This is a genomic window from Methylobacterium sp. J-077 (assembly GCF_022829365.1).
In the GTDB taxonomy this organism is placed as follows: domain Bacteria; phylum Pseudomonadota; class Alphaproteobacteria; order Rhizobiales; family Beijerinckiaceae; genus Methylobacterium.
This window is the reverse complement of record NZ_JAKSYJ010000058.1, coordinates 25021-31020: the sequence shown is the minus strand read 5'-3', so window position 1 is coordinate 31020 and position 6000 is coordinate 25021. Positions and strand designations below refer to the sequence as shown.

The 6000-nt window shown below is 68.1% G+C and carries 6 protein-coding genes; 4 read left to right on the top strand and 2 right to left on the bottom strand.

The window, feature by feature from the left end; translation table 11 throughout:
- The 4 genes from MKL11_RS03580 to MKL11_RS03565 all read left to right on the top strand — a co-directional run.
- A partial coding sequence (locus MKL11_RS03580; protein WP_279600229.1) for a DNA translocase FtsK occupies window positions 1–655 on the top strand: 655 nt, incomplete at its 5' end.
- A 107-nt stretch (window positions 656–762) separates the two neighbouring features.
- A complete protein-coding gene (locus MKL11_RS03575) occupies window positions 763–1695 on the top strand; it encodes an outer-membrane lipoprotein carrier protein LolA (protein ID WP_243940355.1) in 933 nt (310 codons plus the stop codon).
- 211 nt (window positions 1696–1906) lie between these two features.
- The gene (gene xth / locus MKL11_RS03570; RefSeq protein ID WP_243940353.1) at window positions 1907–2716 is read left to right on the top strand and encodes an exodeoxyribonuclease III; all 810 of its coding nucleotides are present in this window, start codon (window positions 1907–1909) and stop codon (window positions 2714–2716) included.
- A gap of 256 nt (window positions 2717–2972) precedes the next feature.
- The gene (locus tag MKL11_RS03565; RefSeq protein WP_243940351.1) at window positions 2973–3851 is read left to right on the top strand and encodes an SDR family oxidoreductase; all 879 of its coding nucleotides are present in this window, start codon (window positions 2973–2975) and stop codon (window positions 3849–3851) included.
- A 10-nt stretch (window positions 3852–3861) separates the two neighbouring features.
- Here the strand turns inward: MKL11_RS03565 and MKL11_RS03560 are convergent, their stop codons facing one another.
- Both MKL11_RS03560 and MKL11_RS03555 read right to left on the bottom strand, forming a co-directional pair.
- Window positions 3862–4353 carry a cache domain-containing protein gene (locus MKL11_RS03560; protein WP_243940349.1) on the bottom strand — a complete coding sequence of 164 codons (492 nt, stop codon included), beginning with the start codon at window positions 4351–4353 and terminating at the stop codon, window positions 3862–3864.
- Between the two features lie 77 nt (window positions 4354–4430).
- Window positions 4431–4733, bottom strand: a complete 303-nt coding sequence (locus tag MKL11_RS03555) for a hypothetical protein (RefSeq protein ID WP_243940347.1) — start codon at window positions 4731–4733, stop codon at window positions 4431–4433.
- Window positions 4734–6000: the final 1267 nt, after the last annotated feature.

Here is a 6000-nt window from a genome sequence, read left to right as displayed (position 1 = left end):
CCTGATCATGGCGACGCAGCGCCCGTCGGTGGACGTGATCACCGGGACGATCAAGGCGAACTTCCCGACCCGCATCAGCTTCCAGGTCACCAGCAAGATCGATTCGCGGACCATTCTCGGCGAGATGGGCGCGGAGCAGCTGCTCGGCCAGGGCGACATGCTGTTCATGGCCGGGGGCGGGCGCACGACGCGCGTGCACGGGCCGTTCTGCTCGGACAGCGAAGTCGAGAGCGTGGTCGCCCACCTCAAGCGCCAGGGCCGCCCGAGCTACCTCGACGCCGTCACCACCGACGACACCCCCGAGGAGCCGGCCAAGGAGGGCAAGTCCGGCCGCGGTTCCAGGGCCGAGAAGGTCGAGCGCTCCGAGGAGCCCGACGAGGAGGCCCCGGTCTTCGATATCGGCGCCTTCGCGGCGGCGACGGGCGGCGAGTCGGACGACCTGTACAAGCAGGCGATCGAGGTGGTGCTGCGCGACCAGAAGGCCTCGACCAGCTACATCCAGCGCCGGCTGCAGATCGGCTACAACCGCGCCGCCTCGATCATGGAGCGGATGGAGATCGAGGGCATCGTCGGCCCGGCCAACCATGCCGGCAAGCGCGACATCCTGGTCGCCGGGGCGCCGCACGCCTCGAGTGGGATGTACGACGACGAGTGAGGCGCGGGTCCTCCGCGTCGCATCTTCGCCACAGGGCGGGGGTCTAACCCCCGTCCATTCCCGTTTCTGCCGGAGCGCCCGCTCGGGGCGCCCAGGAGGTTCTGCCGATGATCGGCCGCCGCACCCGCACAGCCGGCTCCCTGATCGCCGCCGGGCTGTGGCTCGCCCCCGCCGCCCCGGCGCAGGCGCAGGTCGGCGCGTTCATCGACAGCCTGTTCGGCCGCAAGGACGAGCCGGCCCCGGAGCCGGAGGCCGCCCCGGCGGCGCCCGCGCCGGCGCCGAAGAAGCCGGCGGCCAAGCCCGCCGCCAAGGAGTCTTCCGCCAAGGACGCTTCGAAGGACGCCGCGAAGACCGGCAGCCTCAAGCCCGGCACCAAGAATTCCGACAAGGCCGATCACAAGGCCACCGAGCCCAAGGTGGCCGCGGTGGGCGCGCCCGCGGCGGTCGCCCCATCCGAGCCCGCGGACGCCGCGACGCTGCTCGCCCAGGCCAACGCCTATTTCAACGCCATGAACACCCTGACGGGCAGCTTCATGCAGATCGGCGCGGACGGCCGCCGGATCGGCGGCAAGCTGACGCTGGCCAAGCCCGGCCGCCTGCGCTTCGACTACGACCAGCCCTCGCCGCTCGAAGTGGTGGCCGACGGTACCTCCGTGGCGGTGCGCGACCGCAAGCTCGCCACCCAGGATCTCTACTTCATCGCCCAGACGCCGCTGAAATTCCTGCTCCGCGAGAAGATCGACCTCGCCCGCGATCTCACCGTCACCGACGTGGCCAACGATCCGGGCGGCGTGCGCATCAGCCTGGAGGACCGGGCGACGTTGGGCGGCACCTCGAAGATCCAGCTGTTCTTCGATGCCGAGATGAAGACCCTGTCGCAGTGGCGGATCACCGACCCGCAGGGCTACGTCACCACGGTGCAGCTCTCGAACCTGCAGAGGCCCAAGACCGTCGACGGCAGCCTGTTCTTCATCAATTACGGCCGCGCCGAGGACAAGGCGATGCAGCAGCAGATCCAGCAATCGCAGCAGCCCAACTGATCGATCGGCGGGATTGGGGCTGACGCCGAAAACGCCACCCCGTCATTCCGGGGCGCCGCAGGCGAGCCCGGAATCCAGCGCCGCCGACGGCGCGAGACATGGCGACACCCGCATTTCTCGATCCCGGGCTCCGATGCGCGGTCCCGGGATGACGGGGCGGTTGATGTCGCTGCCGTAACGCCTGATCGAACACCCAACCCGAGACCCGCCCGTGCGCCTGTCCGTCACCACTTGGAACATCAACTCGGTGCGGCTGCGCATCGACCTGGTCCTGCGCTTCCTGGCCGAGCACAAGCCGGACGTGCTCTGCCTCCAGGAGACCAAGTGCCCGGACGACGCGTTCCCGCTCAAGGCCCTGCGCGGCTCGGGCTACGAGCACGTCATGTTCGCCGGCCAGAAGGGCTATAACGGCGTCGCGATCCTGTCGCGCTTCCCCCTGCACACCCGCGGCGTGATGGGGTTTTGCGAGAAGCAGGACGCCCGGCACATCTCGGCGGTGCTCGGGCCGGAGGCGGGGGCCGCCGCCGGGATCGTGCTGCACGATTTCTACGTCCCGGCCGGCGGCGACGTGCCCGACCGCGAGCTCAACCCGAAATTCGCGCACAAGCTCGACTTCCTGGCCGAGTTGCGCGCCTGGGGCGGCAAGCGCGTCGCCGGCCCGGCGATCCTGGTGGGCGATCTCAACGTCGCGCCGCTGGAGCACGACGTCTGGTCGCACAAGCAGCTCCTCGACGTGGTGAGCCACACCCCCGTCGAGACGGAGGCCCTGGAAACCCTGCGCGGCGAGGCCGGCTGGATCGACGCGGCGCGTCACCTCGTCCCTGAGCCGGAGAAGATCTACACGTGGTGGAGCTACCGTTCCCCCGATTGGTCCGCGGCCAACAAGGGCCGGCGCCTGGACCATGCCTGGGTCTCGCCCGATCTCGCCGGCACGGTCCGCTCCGTGGAGGTCCTGCGCGACGCCCGCGGCTGGGAGCGGCCCTCCGACCATGCCCCCGTGACGCTGACGCTCGCGCTGTGATTCGGTCGCACGGAACCGCGATCACCACGGCGCATTGCTGGTTCACGAACCTGCGATGCGAGCCCGCCCGATGCGCAAGATCCTGATCGCCCTTCTGTTGCCGAAGGTCGTCTCCTTCCTGCGCCGACGCTACGGCGTTCCGCACGCCGCCCGCGACCGGGCGTTCTGAGCCGCGCATCTGTGACAGCCGGGCGCAGCGTGAGGTTCGGCCCGCGGCCCTAAATCCCTGTGATCAGCCGCACAGGAAGCCGCCTCCATGACCGACGATCCCCGCGAGGCCGGCCCCCGGCCGCCGTTTCCCGGCGACCAGCAGCAGGAGCGGCCAGGCCTCACCTCGAAGATGACGCCGCGGCCCGATCACGGCGAGGACAGCTACGTCGGCAAGGGCCTGCTCACCGGCCAGGCGGCGCTGATCACCGGCGGCGATTCCGGCATCGGCCGGGCGGTCGCGATCGCCTATGCCCGCGAGGGCGCCGATATCGCGATCTCCTATCTCGAGGTCGAGCAGTCGGATGCCGAGGACACCAAGGCCTGGGTGGAAAAAGCCGGCCGCCGCTGCCTGCTCCTGCCCGGCGACATCCGCGACGAGGCGCAGTGCCGGACGCTCGTGGACCGCACCATGGCCGCGTTCGGGCGGCTCGACATCCTGGTCAACAACGCCGCCGCCCAGGTGGTGAACGAGGGCCTCAACGACCTGAAACCCGCCGATATCGAAGGCTCGTTCCGGGCCAACGTCTTCGCGATGTACTACCTCACCCAGGCCGCCGTGCCGCACATGAAGCCGGGTGCGGCGATCGTGAACTCGACCAGCGTCCAGGCCAAGGTCGCCGACCCGACCATGCTGATCTACGCCGCCACCAAGGGCGCCATCGCCAGCCTGACCATCGGCCTGTCGAACCTCCTCGCCCCCAAGGGCATCCGGGTGAATTGCGTCGCCCCCGGCCCGGTCTGGACCCCGATCCAGCCGATCGTGAAGAGCCCCGAGCAGATCGCGGAGCTCGGCGCCCAGACCCCGCTGGGCCGCGCCGGCCAGCCCGCGGAACTCGCCCCGGCCTACGTGCTGCTCGCGTCGCGCGAGGGCAGCTTCATGTCGGGCGCCCTGGTGCCGGTGACCGGCGGCATGCCGATGCTGTGAGGCCCCGGCCTCACTCCACGTAGACCCCCGCGCCGACCAGCGCGGGGACGCCCTCGACGGTGGTCGCGCAGACGTAGCTCCACTTCACCTCCGGGGTGCTGCGCCGGGGCCGCGGGAACATGTAATCGACCCAGCCGGAGCCGGACTCCCGCACCACGCTGACGAACTCCTTGTGGAACGGCTTGCCGGCCGCGTCGTGCTCCTCGAGCAGGTCCCGGCCCTCGCGGTTCGGCTGGGCAGCGTTGAACAGCACGATCCCCTGCAGGTCGCCGACGAACAGGTAAACGTCGCCGTAGCGCCAGCGGATGCCCTTGCGCCGGAACGCCGCGAAGGCGGCCCGGCCCTCGCTCTCGATCAGGTCTGCGGCCTCGTTCACCAGGGTCTCGATCTCGGCCGCCTGATGGACCGGGACGCGCGCGTCCCGCCCGTCCACCCGCCGCGTCGGCAGGACCAGGATCAGGACCAGGATCGGAAGGCTCACGAGCAGCAGTCGCTTGGGCATGGTCGCGCCCCTGATGTCCATCCCTGTCCGGCCGAAGGCCACCATCATGCGTCACGCTCAGGAGCCCGAGCGGAGCATCAACTGGCGCGGCGTCTGAAGAAACCGGTCTCGATCGCCATTTTGGGGACGGGCCACCAGCGAAACCGGGACTGGCTGGCTAGGACCGCCGCAGGCCGCGCAGCATATTCGACCGCCTCCGCGGGATGGTGGTTCTCGATCATGCGCTTCAGCCGCTTCATCGCGGCGAGATACATGCAGGCCCGCAAGCGCCGGGCCTCGCTCGACTGTATCGCATCGAGTTCCGCCAGCAGCGTCTCCGCCTGTCGGATGTGCTGTTCGGCCTCGGTGATGTAATCGGTGATCGCACAGAGATCTGACATCTTCCGGCTCCCGGATATGATGGAGATATCGACGCTGGTAGAGTCCAACATAAGCATCAACGGACCTCAGCCGCGCGGTTCCCGTCGTGACGCATCTGATCCTCTGAGAACAAAGACCTGTTCAGGACCGGTTTTATTCCCGGTGTTAGCAGTTTCGTGACCGCGCGACAGGGCCGACGATCAATGTTCGGACGCGATGGATCTTGCGAGTGCCGGCGCACCACGCCAGACCGGACGGAAATACGACGCGATCGGCAATAGATCCATCTCGGATGCTGTAGTCAATTAAATTTCTGACGCTTCGAAGCGCGCGCCGCACGGCCGGCCCCCGGCAGGGCCCGGCCTGGCTGGAGGATGTGAGCGACCCCGGGGCCGGTCAGCGCCCGGTCTTCCTGACGGTCAGGCGGGACCGAGGGCTGCACCGGCGTGCTGGTCCTCAACCCGGGCAAGGACCTCGTGGTCTCTGCGACCGTCAGCAAGCCGTGCATCCCCATCGAGCGGATTGGCGTCACGTTGTCTCGGCATCTCGCGTAAGGGCGGGAGCCGCGGTGCCGGTCACGGACGGCCCGCCGATACCGTAAGCGCTGCAGATCGTGCCCAGCCGATCGCCACCGTCATTGCGAGCGTCGCGAAGCAACCCAGGGCAGCCCGCGATCTCCGGGTGTGGCGTGTCCCTGGGTTGCTTCGCGACGCTCGCAATGACAACAGGAACTGCATCAATCGCGTCGCGTACTTGGCTGACGGCGGCAACATCAAGCAGGCTGAGCGCTACTTCGGCCGCTTCCGTCGGATCGTGAGCGGCCCGCATCATCTCGTGACCGCCCGCTACCTGCACTCCCTCTTGCCGTTAGCGCCTTACCAGCGCCAATCACCGTTTGGCGTCCAGCGAGGCTTCGGCTCCCTTTGGTAGAGCTGCCATCGAACGTCGAAGCCTCCATTAGCTTCACACGTCGTATCGCGTTTCCAGAGCACGCCGCTGCGCCTCTCTTCACGAACTTGACCCATCGTGCCTTCGTCCGCGGAGGAAGGCAGTTCCAAAAAGCTGTTGGGGTTCGCTAGAGCGGCGCGGTCAACAATAAGATCGCGATCCGTCTACCCACGGATGGCGCACGGGACACTCGCGTAAGTATGATGTTCTGTATCAAGGATCAGCTTGACATTATCGGGCGGGTAAGTGGTAGGCTTGCCCGAGATCAGGCCGTAAATCCCGAAACAAATCACAAATCCGACAATCGAGGCTAAAACTGAGCCGAGCTTGCGCCGCACG